The 15,729-nt window shown below is 42.0% G+C and carries 16 protein-coding genes; 2 read left to right on the top strand and 14 right to left on the bottom strand.

Going from position 1 to position 15,729, the window contains the following annotated elements:
* Positions 1 to 55: 55 nt before the first annotated feature.
* The 5 genes from NSQ72_RS05480 to NSQ72_RS05460 form a co-directional block, all read right to left on the bottom strand.
* Positions 56 to 1,078 (bottom strand): ABC transporter ATP-binding protein, encoded by a 1,023-nt coding sequence (locus NSQ72_RS05480; RefSeq protein ID WP_341083509.1) that lies wholly within the window; start codon positions 1,076 to 1,078, stop codon positions 56 to 58.
* Entirely contained in the window at positions 1,075 to 2,055 is a 981-nt protein-coding gene (locus NSQ72_RS05475) for an ABC transporter ATP-binding protein (protein ID WP_039177799.1), read from the bottom strand. Before NSQ72_RS05475 ends, NSQ72_RS05480 begins: the two co-directional genes overlap by 4 nt.
* A 149-nt stretch (positions 2,056 to 2,204) precedes the next feature.
* Positions 2,205 to 3,008: a DUF2268 domain-containing protein gene (locus NSQ72_RS05470; protein ID WP_039177797.1), complete on the bottom strand. Its 804-nt coding sequence runs from the start codon at positions 3,006 to 3,008 to the stop codon at positions 2,205 to 2,207.
* A gap of 77 nt (positions 3,009 to 3,085) precedes the next feature.
* On the bottom strand, positions 3,086 to 4,327 hold the full coding sequence (gene fabF / locus NSQ72_RS05465; RefSeq protein ID WP_039177794.1) for a beta-ketoacyl-ACP synthase II: 1,242 nt from the start codon (positions 4,325 to 4,327) through the stop codon (positions 3,086 to 3,088).
* 21 nt (positions 4,328 to 4,348) lie between these two features.
* Positions 4,349 to 5,287, bottom strand: coding sequence for a beta-ketoacyl-ACP synthase III (locus tag NSQ72_RS05460; protein WP_024425052.1), 939 nt, complete (start codon positions 5,285 to 5,287; stop codon positions 4,349 to 4,351).
* Positions 5,288 to 5,458: 171 nt separating this feature from the next.
* Between NSQ72_RS05460 and NSQ72_RS05455 the strand changes: the two genes are divergently transcribed.
* Positions 5,459 to 5,692: a hypothetical protein gene (locus tag NSQ72_RS05455; protein ID WP_058838841.1), complete on the top strand. Its 234-nt coding sequence runs from the start codon at positions 5,459 to 5,461 to the stop codon at positions 5,690 to 5,692.
* Positions 5,693 to 5,702: 10 nt separating this feature from the next.
* On the opposite strand, the gene NSQ72_RS05450 is transcribed toward NSQ72_RS05455, so the two are convergent.
* The 4 genes from NSQ72_RS05450 to NSQ72_RS05435 form a co-directional block, all read right to left on the bottom strand.
* Complete coding sequence (locus NSQ72_RS05450) at positions 5,703 to 5,900, bottom strand: ComZ family protein (protein WP_024425054.1); 198 nt, start codon at positions 5,898 to 5,900, stop codon at positions 5,703 to 5,705.
* 13 nt (positions 5,901 to 5,913) lie between these two features.
* On the bottom strand, positions 5,914 to 6,876 hold the full coding sequence (locus NSQ72_RS05445) for a BMP family ABC transporter substrate-binding protein (RefSeq protein WP_058838840.1): 963 nt from the start codon (positions 6,874 to 6,876) through the stop codon (positions 5,914 to 5,916).
* A gap of 91 nt (positions 6,877 to 6,967) precedes the next feature.
* Complete coding sequence (locus NSQ72_RS05440; RefSeq protein ID WP_059374928.1) at positions 6,968 to 7,543, bottom strand: hypothetical protein; 576 nt, start codon at positions 7,541 to 7,543, stop codon at positions 6,968 to 6,970.
* Positions 7,544 to 7,616: 73 nt separating this feature from the next.
* Positions 7,617 to 8,357 carry a hypothetical protein gene (locus NSQ72_RS05435; protein WP_341083507.1) on the bottom strand — a complete coding sequence of 247 codons (741 nt, stop codon included), beginning with the start codon at positions 8,355 to 8,357 and terminating at the stop codon, positions 7,617 to 7,619.
* Positions 8,358 to 8,569: 212 nt separating this feature from the next.
* Between NSQ72_RS05435 and NSQ72_RS05430 the strand changes: the two genes are divergently transcribed.
* Entirely contained in the window at positions 8,570 to 8,764 is a 195-nt protein-coding gene (locus tag NSQ72_RS05430) for a YjzD family protein (RefSeq protein ID WP_003211779.1), read from the top strand.
* A gap of 125 nt (positions 8,765 to 8,889) precedes the next feature.
* Here the strand turns inward: NSQ72_RS05430 and NSQ72_RS05425 are convergent, their stop codons facing one another.
* The 5 genes from NSQ72_RS05425 to NSQ72_RS05405 all read right to left on the bottom strand — a co-directional run bounded on the left by NSQ72_RS05425 (position 8,890) and on the right by NSQ72_RS05405 (position 15,679).
* Positions 8,890 to 10,155: an MFS transporter gene (locus tag NSQ72_RS05425; RefSeq protein ID WP_024426491.1), complete on the bottom strand. Its 1,266-nt coding sequence runs from the start codon at positions 10,153 to 10,155 to the stop codon at positions 8,890 to 8,892.
* 160 nt (positions 10,156 to 10,315) lie between these two features.
* Positions 10,316 to 10,495: a YjzC family protein gene (locus tag NSQ72_RS05420; RefSeq protein WP_008348517.1), complete on the bottom strand. Its 180-nt coding sequence runs from the start codon at positions 10,493 to 10,495 to the stop codon at positions 10,316 to 10,318.
* 102 nt (positions 10,496 to 10,597) lie between these two features.
* Positions 10,598 to 11,548 (bottom strand): ornithine carbamoyltransferase, encoded by a 951-nt coding sequence (gene argF, locus NSQ72_RS05415; RefSeq protein WP_341083506.1) that lies wholly within the window; start codon positions 11,546 to 11,548, stop codon positions 10,598 to 10,600.
* Positions 11,545 to 14,625, bottom strand: coding sequence for a carbamoyl phosphate synthase large subunit (locus tag NSQ72_RS05410; protein WP_341083505.1), 3,081 nt, complete (start codon positions 14,623 to 14,625; stop codon positions 11,545 to 11,547). Before NSQ72_RS05410 ends, argF begins: the two co-directional genes overlap by 4 nt.
* A complete protein-coding gene (locus tag NSQ72_RS05405; RefSeq protein WP_341083503.1) occupies positions 14,618 to 15,679 on the bottom strand; it encodes a carbamoyl phosphate synthase small subunit in 1,062 nt (353 codons plus the stop codon). The genes NSQ72_RS05410 and NSQ72_RS05405 overlap by 8 nt, the downstream gene beginning before the upstream one ends.
* Positions 15,680 to 15,729: the final 50 nt, after the last annotated feature.

The following is a 15,729-nucleotide window of genomic DNA, read 5'->3' as shown; positions in this document are numbered from 1 at the left end:
AATGACAGAATCCTGTGTCATCCCCCCTCTCAAAGATGAGATCATACAAGCTTGATCAAGCGTTGTAGAGGTGGCAGGCAACAAAGTGGTTCGTTTTTAACTCCTGAAATGCTGGTACTTTTTCTTTACAGATTTCTTTCGCATGCGGGCATCTTGTGTGAAATACGCAGCCTTTTGGCGGATTTGCAGGACTCGGCAGGTCGCCTTGCAGCATAATGCGTTCTCTTTTCACCTGCCCTTTTTTACGGGTGACAGGAACGGAAGAAAGCAGAGCCTGTGTATATGGATGGAGCGGTTCATCGTACAGACTATGTTTATCGGCAAGCTCCATCATTTTGCCGAGATACATGACGCCGACTCTATCGCTAATATGCCTGACCACACTTAAATCGTGAGAGATAAATAGATAGGTAAGGTCAAATTCCTCCTGAAGCTCCTCCATTAGATTAATGACCTGCGCCTGAATGGATACATCAAGTGCCGATACAGGCTCATCTGCGATGATCATGTCGGGATTCATGGCAAGCGCACGAGCGATGCCGATTCGCTGCCTCTGCCCGCCTGAAAATTCATGGGGATAGCGGTTCGCAAAGCTTGGATGTAGACCTACCTTTGATAAAAGCTGTTCTACTTTTTCATTTCTTTCTTTTAAGGAATATAAGTGATGTGTTTTGTAGGGTTCTTTGATGATGCTTCGAAGTGTTTTTCTAGGGTTGAGTGATGCAAAGGGATCTTGAAAAACCATTTGGATGTTTTTTCGTGTAGATTGTCTTAGCTTTGATTCTGATACGCGCGTGATGTCTTGCCCTTTAAAAAAGATTTGACCGTCAGTTGGTTCATATAGACGAATCATCGTCCGTCCTAATGTGGATTTACCGCATCCTGACTCCCCGACAATACCTAACGTTTCACCTTTATAAATCTTCAAGTCTATGCCGTCAACAGCTTTTACTGCACCGACTTTTTTCTGAAAGACACCCGCTTTAATCGGAAAATGTTTTCGAATCTGATTCAGTTCAAGAATCGTTTCTTTCTCTGGTAATTCCGTTATTTGTGTTTGATTTTGAGCAAGGGTCATGTTTGATCTGCCTCCTCATATAAGAAACATCTGACGCTTCTGCCATCTTCAAATGTTCTCAGCTTAGGCAGTTCACCCAGGCAGCGTTCCTTCACTTGCGGACATCTAGGAGCAAAGCGGCAGCCGGCTGGAAGCTGATCTGGCGCAGGAACATTTCCTTTGATAGCTGTTAACGGCTGGATGTCTCCGTCAATGACAGGAATTGATTCAAGCAGCCCTTCTGTGTAAGGATGAAGCGGCTGTTCAAACAACTCTTCCACGGTTCCATTTTCAACAACCTGTCCGCAGTACATGACAATCACTCGATCTGCTACTTCAGACACGACACCTAAATCATGTGTGATAAGAAGAATAGAAGTACCAAAGGTAGAGCATAAATCTTTCATTAATGTGAGGACCTGTGCTTGAATGGTCACATCCAGGGCTGTTGTCGGTTCATCTGCAATGAGAAGCTTCGGATCACAGCTGAGCGCTATGGCAATCATTACTCTTTGCCGCATGCCGCCTGATAATCGATGCGGATAATCTTTCATGATTTGCTCCGGACGGGAAAAACCAACAAGCTTCAGCAGATCAACCGCTTTTTTGACCGCTTCTTTTTTTGAAAATTTTTTGTGATAGATGAGGATTTCTGTTATTTGTTCTCCGATGGTTAAGACGGGATTAAGTGAGGTCATGGGTTCCTGAAAGATCATAGATACTTCATTACCACGGATGCTGCATAATTCCTTTTCACTATATGTAACAAGGTCCTTTCCATCAAGTTTGATAGAACCGTCCATAATTTTCCCACCAGTTCCATGAATCAGACCCATAATGGATAAGGACGTAATGCTTTTGCCAGATCCAGACTCACCGACTAATGCGACAGTTTCTCCTCTGTTGATGCTGAAATCAACGCCATCAACAGCAGGTATCGGTTCCTTTTTTCGAAAAAAATATGTTTTTAAGTTTTGCACTTCAAGCAGCGTGCTCATTCATTCGCCCCTTTCTCCATAGATCAATAGAATCGAACCTGAATATTCCGTCTTTTTAAAATAAAAAGAATTATTTGTATATTATTACATCGCTATGACGAAATCAAGAAGTATTTAGTAAATTTGTAATATGTCTCTTTTTATGTGAATTACTCACTTTTTGATTCTATCGCTTTTAAAAAAGTTTCTGACGGCTCTGCAATCATAGACTCCTCGCTGATTCGGTGCTCATTAAAATATTTTTTCACGATATAAAACCCGGTGGCGTAACCAAGCATTTTAGGGTAGTTCCCTTTTCCATAAAGAAGATTCTGTATCAGCCTTTCGTCGTCCTGGACTTTTTGATCAAGATGACTGGATACCCATTTCTTGTACATGCGCTGAAGCTGGGATTCGCTATAGAAGGTGGTCCATTTCGCTGTATAGCTTTCACCATATCTATGATACACAGCATATTCAGCGAGCCCCTCCATCATGATTGTATCGAGGAATGTAAAGTCTTTTTCTTCTTTTGAGAGAAAATGCAGCCTGCATACATGGTGATACTCGTGAGTCAGCAATGTACCGATTCGCTCCTTCGGGGTATTTGGAGACAAAAAAAGAAAGACCTTGTCATCAAATGCCATGCCGGATTGATAATAAAATTGCTCTCTGATTTCTCTGCTGCTCTCGTTGACAGGTAAAATAAACACAGGGATGTCAGGACCTTCCCACTCTTTTTGAAGCGTTTGGTATTCTTTCATGACAAGCTTGAAGTACCCTTTTTCTTTGAGCTTGTCGATCATGTTTTTACACGAGCTCCAAGACCGAACCATCCCGTGATGCTGCAGGTGAGCGAGGATAGACGACCATTCTTTTTCCTCTGCCCCTTTAAAATAAGGAATAAAGCGCGCCGCAAGCTCCTGAAATGATGATGATTGATGAATGAGATATTGTGTATTGATCAGACCCATACCGCTGAACACCTCCATTTTCATCATATGCAAAAAAGCGGCGATCTGTTTATCGACCGCCGCTTTCTCAGGAAGTATTACGCTTCGTATTTTTTGAAAATTATTGTCGCATTATGCCCGCCAAAACCAAGTGAGTTACTTAAAGCAACTTGTACTTCTTTTGAACGTGCTTCATTTGCTACATAATCAAGATCACATTCTTCATCCGGTGTTTCAAGATTAATGGTCGGAGGAATGACGCTGTCTTTAATCGCAAGAACAGAGAAAATAGCTTCTACTCCGCCCGCTGCGCCAAGTAAGTGACCTGTCATTGATTTTGTTGAACTGATTGCAAGCTGGTTCGCATGCTCTCCGAACACTTCTTTAATCGCCATTGTTTCAAATTTATCATTGTAAGGTGTGCTTGTTCCGTGGGCATTGATATAATCAATGTCTTCCACAGACAAACCTGCATCTCGAATCGCTTCTTGCATTGCACGGACGCCGCCTTCACCGTTTGGAGCTGGCGCCGTAATATGGTAGGCATCTCCAGTTGAACCATAACCAACGATTTCAGCATAAATGGTCGCACCACGTTTTAACGCATGCTCAAGTTCTTCAAGAACAATAATCCCTGCACCTTCACCCATGACAAATCCGTCACGGTTTTTGTCGAACGGACGGCTTGCTGTCTTTGGATCAGGATTTGTCGAAAGGGCTTTGTTCGCACAGAAACCCGCAAACGACATTTTTGTTAACGGCGCTTCTGTTCCGCCTGTGATCATTGCATCTGCATCTCCGCGCTGAATGACTTTAAATGCATCACCAATTGAGTTTGTACCTGTTGCACATGCTGTCACTGTACAAGAGTTAACTCCTTTTGCACCAAGTGCAATAGAGATTTGACCTGTCGCCATATCAGGAATCATCATTGGGACGAAGAATGGACTTACGCGTCTTGCCCCTTTATTTGAATACACTTCGAACTGCTCTTCAAATGTTTCAAGTCCGCCAATACCAGACCCAACCCATACACCAACACGCGGTGCGATTTCATCTGTGATTTCAAGACGTGAATCTTCGAGCGCCTTTTGAGCAGCAACGACTGCATATTGCGTAAAGCGTGCCATTTTTCGCGCTTCTTTTTTCTCCATGTAATCTTCAATGTTAAAATCTTTTAGTTCTGCTGCTACTTTTGCGGTATATTCACTTGAATCGACACGTGTAATCGGTCCAACCCCTGATACACCCGCTAAAGCATTTTTCCATGTTGACTCTACATCGTTGCCAAGTGGTGTCAAAGCACCTAATCCTGTAACAACTACTCGTTTCTTATCCATTAATTTGTGCACCCCACTCTTTTATCGGCCCCATCGCATAGCGATTGCGCCCCAAGTTAATCCGCCGCCAAAACCAACCATTACAATCACATCGCCGTCATGAATTTTTCCGGCTTCGATTTCTTCACATAGTGAAATTGGAATAGAAGCTGCTGATGTGTTTCCATATTTATGGACAGTCTTCGACATTTTTTCAACTGGCAGCTCTAATCGTTCGCGTGCTGCTTCCATAATGCGAATATTTGCTTGATGCGGGATCAAGAAGTCAACGTCTTCTTTTGATAGTCCAGCTTTTTCAATGACGTTTACACTTGACTCGCCCATTTGTCTTACAGCAAATTTAAATACTTCTCGTCCATTCATGATTGTATGATCTTTTTCATCTAAGTACAAGTGCTTCCCGCCGCTTCCATCTGCTCCGAGTTCAAATGATAGAATTCCTTTGCCTTCGCTGACTTCTCCCAGCACAGCAGCTCCAGCTCCATCTCCAAACAAAACAGCTGTATTGCGGTCATCCCAGTCGGTAATGCGAGAAAGTTTTTCAACACCGACGACAAGCACGTGTTTGTAAGTTCCTGATTCGATAAATTGTTTTCCAGTAACAAGCCCATACATAAAGCCAGCACACGCAGCGCTAATATCCATTGCACATGCTTTATGTGCACCGAGCTGCTCTTGAATCATACAAGCGACTGTCGGAAATGCTTGATCTGGCGTGACTGTCGCTACAAGAATCATATCGATATCTTCTGCAGCCACATCTGCGTCAGCTAATGCTTTTTTTGCAGCAGCAAGCGCCATATGAGATGTATTGACATCATCAGATGCAATTCTTCTTTCTTCTATACCTGTTCTAGTACGAATCCACTCGTCAGAAGTTTCAACCATTTTTTCTAAATCATGATTTGTTAATACTTTTTCAGGTATATAGCGGCCAAGGCCAATAATTCCAGCATTCATTGAATAAGACTCCTTTTACTCATACGAGCATGTGATATTGTGATCTTATATTAGTATCTGGTACTAATTTTACCTTATTTTTTTCTTCTTGGCAATACAAACGTCTAACCTTTCCTCTCACTTTTTTCATAGATTAATGATATATACCAATAGTAGAAAGGAACATGTGATATGGCGCAAAAAGATATTTTCTCAGCAATGATGTTTGGACAGCCGATTGAAAAGGAGAAAACCAAGTCAGAGGCAAAGGAGGAACGTGCGGAGACATCTTCAAGTGATGACTCAATTGACTACATGCATGTCATGAATCAAATTGGGAACATTATGAACTCCATCGATGAGCTGAAGCCTGTGTTTAAAGATGTTGGTCCTATGATTAGTGCCTTCAAGAAAAAATTATCATAAAAAAAAGCCACTATTCTGTGGCTTTTTCTGATTCTGCATCTGCTTTTCCAAGCTCGTATGCTTCCTGCATGACAGATGTAAATAATGTTAGCAGCGGCTGAAGCGCTTCAGGCTCAAGCTGAATCCCTGCTTTATCTAATTCTTCCTTTGCCTGCGGAAAATACTTCATGGCAATTTGTAAAAATTCCATCGATTTTTCGTGCTGCATGATCGTCGTCTCCTCACTTTTCATTTGGCAGTTTGCCAGTTTTTTTGTAAGACGCAATATCACTTTCAATGTCTTTCACAAAAGCGTCGTCAATGGTGGTGCTAAATTTCCCCATCTCGATCACTCCTTCTTTAAAATCAAAGGAGTACTCACCTTGTTCATTTAGCTTGCCTTCATTAAATTTCTTTGCAATGATGCTGTACGCTTTATCAACATGCTGGACAGTGCTCGTTAAAACCGTATGACTTCCGAGGTTGGATTGATCGGTCACGTACCCGATCGCTGATAAATTATCGGCTTTGATTTGTTCAATGACAGGGATATTATAACCATCACCTGCGGGATACACAACATCTACGCCCTGCTTTTTTAATTTTTGATAGAGCTCCACCGCTTTGTCAGCATCATCCCAGTTTTCGACAAACTCTGCTAACACTTGTACATGTTCATCTTGATATTTTGCCCCTTTGATAAAGCCGTCTACCTCACTTTGCCAATCATATGTAGCAAGAATACCAATCTTTTTTGTTTTAGACATATGTGCAGCTGTCATGCCTCCGAAAAAGCCCATCGCTTCACCTTTAAATGTCACGTTTGTGACATTGTCCGCCTGAGGCTTGTTTCCATTGACCGTAATAAATTGTATGTTTGGATAATCTTCACTGATCAAGTTGAAAATTTCACTGTATTCATTGCCATGGCCAATAATCAAATTGACTCCTTTTTTATGGAATTCTTCAATGGCATCAACGATTTTCTCCTTGTCGACCATTCCTTCCTTATAATAAACATCTACACCAAATGTTGATTGGATACTTAATAAGCCTTTATAACCTTTCGTTCCCCAAACTTGATCATTGATCGTATCGGGGACGAGTAAACCCACCTTCTCAATTTTTCCTTTTAAAGGCGCCTGCGAGCAGGCAGATAATAGAAGAAGGAACGAAAAGATCATGACAAGCCGCTGGTACTTCATGCCATGTTCAACTCCCTTTTGCAACATGCAGTGATGAACCTGTATGTTAAATATAGGTTTATTTTATACTGAAAAAAGATAAGATGGAAGATCATTCTTGCTTTTTGTCGAAAAATGTTGAGTTTTGTCTTTTCCATTCAGCTATCATATCTTCTGCTTTTTTGTCATCTGTTTCGCTTTCTACCTTCAATTCATACGTCATGTCCTGTCTTTGACCTGTGTCTGATGCCCATTGTAACAAGTTCTTCGCCACATCTTCTACAAAAAATGAATCTGCACGCTTTGTTTGATCTTCATTGAGTGTCCATGGTCCGAACATGTGAGGAAGAATCACTGCCGGCACATTCTGTTTTGCTGATTCGTTTTCAGGTTTATCAAAAAGAATCCGGTACATGCCATGCTTTGCTTTGATGTCTTCCTGCCTGTTATGCGGTTCCTCTGATTGAATAAAAATGAGATCATACGTGTCTTTGCTATCCTGAAGGTCAATGACACGAACGAGATCATTTCTGCCCAGCCACATCATCCGCTCTTCTAACAGTCCTTTTTGTTCTTCTTTAAGATCATGAGGACGCGTGATATCCACTTGAATGCCCTCTTTCATCATATATTCACAAAGTGTCAGGCCAAAAAACTCATCTGCCCCTATGATCAGTCCTGTTTCCATGTTCATGTCCCCTTTTTTAATATCGAATAAAAAGAAGAGCCCTTTCTATGAAGGGCTGTTATCATCCTATTCATCACAATTCTCTTTCATGCGATTTATAAAACTTGTGAATGGATTGAAAGATTCTTCTCGGATGATCAAACATATGCAGTGTGAGATCGATCTGACAATGTTCTGGATTTTTCATATGCTGATCAATAAAAGGCTTTGCGTGAAGTTCATATGCATAAGGTGCGCCGTTTAGTCTTTGCCATATATGAATCGGCACATGAGCAGAATGAACAGGGCAAGAAGGCAGTGCATACGTTTCAGCTTCCTTTTCAGAACAGCCATAGCTCTCTGCTAACTCTTTGATCAGCTGCTTGTAAAAGAATTTGTGTTCCTTTTCTCTTTCTCGTTGTGCATCCAAATTCAGACATGGATTCATCATCGCAATGGACCTTAACACTTCAGGCATCTCCTCAGCAAGGCTCATGGCAACAAGTACGCCCATTCCCTCTGCGAGCACATGAATTTCCCGGTTTAATATTTCTTGTTTTAATGTGTGATGCACGAGCTGCTTGGCACTAAAAACAGCATCTTCGCATCCCCAGTGATTCCCATGAAGTTGACTATTAAACAATGTATATCCTTCATCCTTTAAGGCAGTTAAAAGCTGGTTTCTTCCATAATGCTGAAGCCAGAATGATGTATCTTCCTGCACAAAGTGATTTCGGTCACCGAGGATTAGAATGCCAAAGCCATTTGGTTTTTGAGGAAGGTGAATGATGTTCCACTGGGAACCAAGCTGGAAAAAACGTTCGCTTACACCCATATGGCCAGCCTCCTTTCAGTGATTCTGCTTTCTATGATATGAACAACAACTCTTGTAGGAATAAGGAAATCCCCTAAAGACAGAAGAATTCTTTTTATTTTTATAGCAGAAGGTCTAAAAATGGTCACATAAAGGCGGAAAACACTCTTTTCCCTTCACTTGCATCTATGGTATGATAATCAATAGATTGTTACATAAAGGACGGTGGGATTATGCATTATATTATCACCCTCATTTGGACTTTTCTGCTGACACATATGGCCGGTTACATCGTTGCCTCTATGAATGGAGCTGCTTATGATTTTACGCTCACTTCCATTCTTGCAGTTGTGTTTACGGTTATTTTATTCATCTTTGCTGAAGTAAGTCCAATGAAAGAAACGGAAAGTTCAACAAAACACTCTTAATATGCAAGAAATCGATTTGTGAAAAAGAGCTAAAATGATGTTTAGCTCTTTTTCTTTTTTTCTGCGTGATTGAAAAGCGGCATGCTAAAACCCCCTGTCTATAACATACAGGGGGTTTTTATTGTTCACACCTCGACAGTTTCGGACTTTTGTTTGTCCGCTGTCAAATGGCTTTTCGCAAGCCCTGTAAACAGGAAGATCGCGATACCTGATAAAATTTCAAGGATTCCTCCGCCAGCAATGACAGGTCCCGCTCCAAATCTTTCTGCCAGAACGCCTGATACGACAGCTGCAAGCGGGAGAAAGACATTTGATGACGCATTGATCACAGCATATACTTGCGGCTGATCCTCTTGGTCAACAGACGTTTGAATAATGACCATTTCCGGTACATTGATCGCACTGACAGCAGCTCCAAAAATAAAGGAAGCAAGGAGAACGACCGGCAGCCATGTACTCATTCCTGTAATAAAGAACGCAGCCCCTTCAATCATGCCAGCGACAATAAAGAACAAACCAAATCTCTTAATTTTGACCTTCGCTAGAGCAAAGCCCATCATAAACGCGCCAACTGCAGCAACGCCTCTTAAAATGGAATACACCATGGAGTCGCTTTGCAGCGCTTCTGCTACGTATACCGCTGAGAGCGCCTGCCACGGAGCTGCTGCGACATTCATTAAGATACAATAAAGTGTGAGTGCAAATAAAATGTGATGGTTTTTGACAACGAGAAACCCTCTTTTTAAGTTATACAAATATGTATTCTTCGCTTGTTTAATGCCTGCTGCTTTTTCTTCATCGGTTTTCTTCAGCTTAACCCCGATAATAAACAGACCAGAAATAACAAATAAAGCAGTGGTGATCAGCAGGGTATCAGCAGGTCCAATTAATTTAACCAAAAGACCAGCCACCATGACTGCTGCAAGTGCAACAATCTCAAAAGAAGATTGCAGGATCGCATTAGCTTTTTGAATGAGATGCTTTGGAACAATCTGCGGTAAGATGGCCACCGAAGCTGGATTATATGCTGCACCTGTTGCCGATTGAATAACCATTAATGAGATCAATAACCATAGAGGCAATAGATGCGAAAAGTGCAGAAGTGGAATAATGAGTACAATTGTTGCTCGAACAACATCTGAAGCGAACATCCATTTAGACAAATGATGCTTTTTCATAAGAGGTCCTAATATTGGGGCTAACAAAGATGAAGGGAGAACAGTTACTGCTAGAAGAAGTCCTGTACCGAGCGCTCCATCCCCTCTTAAAATCAATAGCCAAAGGACGGATGTAAAAGCAAAACTTTCCCCTGTGTTTTTAATGAGTCTTGATATGAATAATGAGGTGAAGCGTTTATTCCAAACACTTTCACTGAGATTCATCTTTTCCATCACACAAATCCTTTCAACAATATTTTCCAATTACACATTTTAGTTTAATTTCCATACTATTTATTTGAAAATTGGAACTTAATTGCTTTTTATTATAAAGAAAAAAGAGGCATGACACATGCCTCTAAAGACTTATTCCTTATGACTCTTAGTCAATTGCTTACGGCTTTCTTTGGTAAGTCCAAACACGATTATGGTTCGAGTTATCAGGAAAGACATCGCCTGCTTTAAGCTTAATCTTTAAAGGATCTTTCACCATACTGCCAGTTTCACCGATCTCGATATACACACCATTATTTGGTGCTTTATTCCCTGATTTAAATTGATGCTGCTGACCCATTTTCATCCTCCTTTCTCGATTGATGTTATTATGTCCCGTCCCTTGCCTCTCCAATCCTTTATGCAAAAAGTCCCTGCTCATACGAGTCAGGGACACTTTGATTTATTTGGATGGTTGATACATAAGTTCTTTCATTAACGCTTTTTGCACATGCAGGCGGTTTTCTGCCTGCTGAAATACTTTTGAGTGCGGCCCGTCAATAATATCTGCCGTCACTTCTTCGCCGCGATGTGCCGGGAGACAATGAAGGAAAATATAGTCCTTTGCAGCATGACTTATCAGTTCGTCATTGATTTGATATTCTTTAAATTCAGCAAGACGTTTCTCTGTTTCTGCTTCCTGTCCCATGCTTGTAAACACATCTGAATAAATAACATCTGCATCTTTTACAGCTGCGACAGGATCTGTCGTCACGGTCACTTCTGCGCCTGATTGTTTCGCAAACTCACGGGCAGTGTCTGTTACTTCTTGAAGTGGTTCATAGCCTTTTGGTGATGCAACCGCAATGTCACAGCCTAGCTGCGCACAGCCGACCATCAAGGAGTGCGCCACGTTATTTCCGTCACCGATATAGGCGACTTTGATTCCTTTTAACGTGCCTTTTGTTTCTTTAATCGTTAATAAATCAGCAAGGGCCTGACATGGATGTGAGTAGTCAGTTAATCCATTAATGACTGGAATAGACGCGTATTGTGCAAGCTCTTCAACGTTCTCATGCTCAAAGGTTCGAATCATAATACCGTTGACATAGCCAGACAGCACCTGCGCTGTATCACTGATGGTTTCCCCTCTGCCAATTTGCAAATCATTTGAACTGAGGAAGAGCGCATGTCCTCCTAGCTGCGTCATTCCCGCTTCAAACGAGACACGGGTTCTAGTCGAAGATTTTTCAAAAATCATTGCTAACGTTTTCCCTTTGAATAAATCTTGATATGGGTTTTGTTTCATTTCTTCCGCTTTTTCAATTAAATAAGCAATCTCATGGATTGAGAAATCTTTTAATGATAAAAAGTCTTTTCCGTATAATGCCGGTTGCACGTCGATTTGACTCATGCCGTCACTTCCTTTTTATATAATTCATGGAGCGATACTGGTGACACATCTCCATTTTTCCCTTGCAGGAATGCTTGAACAGTTTCATATTCGGTTAGGACTTGAACGCCGTGTGTGAGTGCTTTTACACGCTGCTCTTTTGCCTCTTCATCTTCTCCTAAATGAATATGAAGGGATTTATCTTCATTCTGCAGCCAGGATTCAAAGCTGCCAGTCCAGACGTCAAAGCCTGCATGTTTCGCTTCATCGATCAATTGCTCACTGCCTTGTATAAAGAGGCTTCCTTGTTTCTTCCAGATCGGTGCAAACACTTTTTTCAAGGCGCTTTCGGCGTTCTTGCCTACACACATTCCTTCTCCTGTCGCTTTCATTTCAGGTGTCAGCTTGAGGTCGATATCTTGAATGGCATGGGATGAGAACACTGGGAATTTGACCGCTGTCCCCCCTTTGTTTTTCGTTGCAGGGTTTAGCTCTTCAAGCGCCGCACCAGCTAATAATTGAGTGGCCATTGGGATCATATCAATGCCCATTACCTTACTGACGACTGGAACAGTCCGGCTTGCCCGCGGATTCACCTCTAATACAAGCGCCTGATCACCTTTGATGACAAATTGGATATTCATAATGCCCTTGAACACTAATTTCTTCGCTATTTGTTCAGACGCGGTATGCACCTGCTGTTTGATATCTTCACTGATCGAGATGCTTGGTAAAATGGCAAAGCTGTCACCTGAGTGCACGCCCGCTTTCTCAATATGTTCTACGATCGTTGGAATGAAGGCTGTTTTTCCGTCAGAAATAAGATCCACTTCAACTTCTTTTCCAGTGACGTACTCATCAATTAAGATTGGGTATGGCAAATGATCTGGCTGATCCAGCAGTGACGCCAAATGTGCTTCTGACTGAACAACGATCATTCCCATTCCGCCAATGACATACGATGGGCGAATTAATACAGGGTAACCGATGCTTTTCGCATGTACAAGTGCTTCTTCTTTTGAATGAGCCGTATCTCCTTTTGCGTGAGGAAGGTTCAGTTCATCAAGAAGCTGATAGAATAAATCACGGTCTTCAAGTGCATCCAGCGTAGCAAAGGACGTACCTAACAACGTGACACCGGCTTTTTCTAAGCCTTCTGCGACGTTGATCGCAGTCTGTCCGCCAAATTGGACAATGACAAAATCAATTTGTTCTGCTTCCACAACGTTTAGGATGTGCTCTAATGTAATCGGTTCAAAATATAAACGATCTGCAATCTCATAATCAGTACTGACTGTTTCTGGATTGTTGTTCATCATGATGGTTTCAAATCCAAGCTTTTGCAAAGTAAGAACGCCATGAACAGCACTATAATCAAACTCGACCCCCTGCCCGATTCGAATCGGACCTGAGCCAATGATAAGAGCACGCTGCTTTGTTTTTTCTTGATGCTCACCATCACTTTTGCCAAAGTAGGTGGAATAGAAGTAATTCGTTTTTGCATCAAATTCCGCCGCACATGTGTCGACAATTTTAAATGAAGCAGCAATCCCGTACTCTTGACGGAGCTGCCTGATTGACTCTTCCGTTTGACCCGTAAGAAGAGCAATCGTTTCATCAAGGAAGCCTTTTTCTTTTACCTTTTTCAAGGTATCTTTTGATAGCGTCCCCTTATGATCTTTCAATTCTTGTTCGAGCGTGATCATATTCTGGAACACATGTAAGAAGAATCGATCGATTTTCGTCGTTTGATGAATCGTTTCAACCGTTTCTTGTCTTGAAAGAAGCTCCATAACAGCGAAAAACCGGCGATCGTCTGGTGTTTTGATGAGTTCAAATAATTGTTCTGTCGATTGCTCTTTCAGTTCTGGCAGGTGGAAGCCCTTCGTTTTAATTTCAAGGGATGCAACTGCTTTTTGGATGGCTGATTCTAAATTCCGATCAATCGCCATGACTTCGCCAGTAGCCTTCATTTTTGTGCCTAATTGACGGTCTGCCTGTTTAAATTTATCAAACGGCCAGCGCGGGAATTTCACGACAACATAATCGAGTGCCGGCTCAAAACTAGCATAGGTTGTGCCTGTGAGCGGGTTTTTCAATTCGTCTAGCGTATACCCCACCGCAAGCTTAGCTGCCATTTTCGCAATCGGGTAGCCTGTTGCTTTTGATGCAAGAGCGGATGAACGGCTGACCCGAGGATTCACCTCAATGACAAAGTATTCTTTACTGAGTGGATCAAGGGCAAATTGGATGTTACAGCCGCCGACTACATCCAGCGCTGAAATGATTTTCAGGCTCGCTGAACGGAGCATTTGATAATCCTGATCCGTTAATGTTTGGGAAGGTGCAACGACAATTGAGTCTCCTGTATGCACACCAACTGGATCAATATTTTCCATGTTGCATACCGTGATACACGTATTTTGACGGTCTCTCATGACCTCATATTCGACTTCTTTAAAGCCAGCTATGCTTTTTTCAACTAAACACTGGTGAATCGGACTCGCTAAAAGAGCTCCTTCAATGAGCGGCTTAAATGCCTCTTCTGTTAGAGCGATTCCGCCGCCTTTACCGCCAAGTGTGTATGCTGGTCTTAGGATGACTGGGAAGCCGACTTCTTTTGCAAATTGAAGGGCATCTTCCGCATTATCCACAATTTCACTATCTGGCACAGGTTCGTTCAAATGCTTCATGAGAGCACGGAATTTCTCTCGATCTTCACCGTTTTCAATTGTTTCAACTGACGTTCCGAGCAGAGTTACCCCATGCTTTTTCAGCACACCGGCTTTTTCTAGCTCGACAGCAAGGTTTAAAGCCGTCTGTCCGCCAAGGTTGGCTAAAAGACCATCTGGTTTTTCCTTTTCAATGATTCTTGTCACTGAATCAACTGAAAGCGGTTCAAAATAGATTTCATCAGCAAATGACTCGTCTGTCATAATGGTTGCTGGGTTATTATTCACTAAGATGACTTTGTAGCCTTCTTCTTTTAAGGCCATACATCCTTGTGTTCCTGAGTAATCAAATTCTGCTGCCTGACCAATGATGATTGGACCAGACCCGATGACTAGAATGGTTTGTATGCTTTGATCTTTAGGCATGTGCGACTTCTCTCCTTGCTTGTTTCACTTTCTCAATAAAATCATCGAATACCCATTCACTTTCAGCAGGCCCTGGGTGTGCTTCTGGATGAAATTGAACTGACATAATCAGCTTTTCTTTATGAATGAACCCTTCTACAGATCCATCATTGACATGAAGGAATTTCACATCCACTTCTTTGTCATTCATGCTTTTTTCATTCACCACATAGCTGTGGTTCTGACTTGTCATAAAGACACGTTTGGATTCTGTATCCTGTACAGGATGATTCGCTCCCCTGTGGCCAAATGGCAGCTTATACGTATCTCCGCCAAGTGCAAGAGCGATTAATTGGTGACCTAAGCAGATTCCAAGTGTCGGAAATGTCATCATGATGTCATGAATCGTTTTTAAATACGGTGTCATGGTTTTCGGATCTCCAGGTCCGTTTGACAGCAGGATCGCATCTGGTTTGATCTCAAACACCTTTTCCATTTGTTTATATGGAATGATGGTTACTTTACAGCCGCGCGCTGCAAGCGAATCTGCAATGGATTTTTTAAAGCCAAAATCAATGAGCGCCACATGTTCCTCACCGCTGCCTTGTGTGTAGATCTCGCTATCTGTCACCTGTGCGACGACATTGTCTTGTTTCATTGCAGGCGGCGTTTCGTTTTCGTCTACACTGAGCACAGCGTTCATCGTTCCATTTGCCCGGATGTTTTGCACGACTGCGCGCGTATCTGTATGTGTCAGAAGCGGAATATTCCACTTTTGTAAATAATCTTTTAAGCTGACCGCTGCAAGATGATGTGAAAAATGCTCTGCTGCCTCGTAAACAACCACCGCTTTTACTTGAGGCTTTTTGCTCTCAAAGTCTTCATGATTAATGCCGTAATTTCCGATCAGCGGATATGTGAAAACAATGATCTGACCTTTATAGGAAGGATCTGTGAGCACCTCTTGATAACCTGTCATACCTGTAAAAAAGACCACTTCACCTGTGATGCCAGCTTCTCCTGTCAGATCTCCTTCAAAAGAGGCTCCATCTTCTAAATTTAAATAACCTTTCATGCTTATGTCACCCCAAAATTGAATAATTAATGATATAAATGTATTTTTAT

The organism is Bacillus sp. FSL R5-0659 (genome assembly GCF_038008785.1).
In the GTDB taxonomy this organism is placed as follows: Bacteria; Bacillota; Bacilli; order Bacillales; family Bacillaceae; genus Bacillus; species Bacillus safensis.
The sequence above is the reverse complement of the archived record's forward strand: the minus strand, read 5'-3'. Positions and strand labels throughout refer to the sequence as shown.

Bases quoted from the DNA above. Each gene is read 5' to 3' on its own strand.
- NSQ72_RS05480 (WP_341083509.1), bottom strand. From the start codon at position 1,078: ATGACCCTTGCTCAAAATCAAACACAAATAACGGAATTACCAGAGAAA.
- NSQ72_RS05475 (WP_039177799.1), bottom strand. From the start codon at position 2,055: ATGAGCACGCTGCTTGAAGTGCAAAACTTAAAAACATATTTTTTTCGA.
- NSQ72_RS05470 (WP_039177797.1), bottom strand. From the start codon at position 3,008: ATGGGTCTGATCAATACACAATATCTCATTCATCAATCATCATCATTT.
- fabF (WP_039177794.1), bottom strand. From the start codon at position 4,327: ATGGATAAGAAACGAGTAGTTGTTACAGGATTAGGTGCTTTGACACCA.
- NSQ72_RS05460 (WP_024425052.1), bottom strand. From the start codon at position 5,287: ATGAATGCTGGAATTATTGGCCTTGGCCGCTATATACCTGAAAAAGTA.
- NSQ72_RS05455 (WP_058838841.1), top strand. From the start codon at position 5,459: ATGGCGCAAAAAGATATTTTCTCAGCAATGATGTTTGGACAGCCGATT.
- NSQ72_RS05450 (WP_024425054.1), bottom strand. From the start codon at position 5,900: ATGCAGCACGAAAAATCGATGGAATTTTTACAAATTGCCATGAAGTAT.
- NSQ72_RS05445 (WP_058838840.1), bottom strand. From the start codon at position 6,876: ATGAAGTACCAGCGGCTTGTCATGATCTTTTCGTTCCTTCTTCTATTA.
- NSQ72_RS05440 (WP_059374928.1), bottom strand. From the start codon at position 7,543: ATGGAAACAGGACTGATCATAGGGGCAGATGAGTTTTTTGGCCTGACA.
- NSQ72_RS05435 (WP_341083507.1), bottom strand. From the start codon at position 8,357: ATGGGTGTAAGCGAACGTTTTTTCCAGCTTGGTTCCCAGTGGAACATC.
- NSQ72_RS05430 (WP_003211779.1), top strand. From the start codon at position 8,570: ATGCATTATATTATCACCCTCATTTGGACTTTTCTGCTGACACATATG.
- NSQ72_RS05425 (WP_024426491.1), bottom strand. From the start codon at position 10,155: ATGGAAAAGATGAATCTCAGTGAAAGTGTTTGGAATAAACGCTTCACC.
- NSQ72_RS05420 (WP_008348517.1), bottom strand. From the start codon at position 10,495: ATGGGTCAGCAGCATCAATTTAAATCAGGGAATAAAGCACCAAATAAT.
- argF (WP_341083506.1), bottom strand. From the start codon at position 11,548: ATGAGTCAAATCGACGTGCAACCGGCATTATACGGAAAAGACTTTTTA.
- NSQ72_RS05410 (WP_341083505.1), bottom strand. From the start codon at position 14,625: ATGCCTAAAGATCAAAGCATACAAACCATTCTAGTCATCGGGTCTGGT.
- NSQ72_RS05405 (WP_341083503.1), bottom strand. From the start codon at position 15,679: ATGAAAGGTTATTTAAATTTAGAAGATGGAGCCTCTTTTGAAGGAGAT.